At 57.5% G+C, this 252-nt stretch carries 1 rRNA gene; it reads right to left on the minus strand.

The annotated features are described in order from the left end of the window. Nucleotides 1-252 (minus strand): 23S ribosomal RNA (locus C444_RS22565); the annotation flags it as partial.

Consider the following 252-nt stretch of genomic DNA (forward strand, 5'->3'; position numbering starts at 1 on the left):
CTTGGGGACCTTAACCTATCTCTGGGTTGTTCCCCTCCTGGTACACAGGCTTACCCCGCGCACCGGAATCCCCGCGTCAAACAGCGTCTGTAGGTTTGGAGTTTGACAGGTGTGCCGACTCCTCTCGGAGGCGGACACACCAATCGGTCGCTCTACCCCACAGACTACCTCGGCGGAGGTCATGCTTCGACATGTTTCGATTGGAACCAGCTGTTGCCGGACTCGATGGGCCTTTCACCCCTACACATAGAT

Source organism: Haloarcula japonica DSM 6131 (assembly GCF_000336635.1).
GTDB lineage: Archaea > Halobacteriota > Halobacteria > Halobacteriales > Haloarculaceae > Haloarcula > Haloarcula japonica.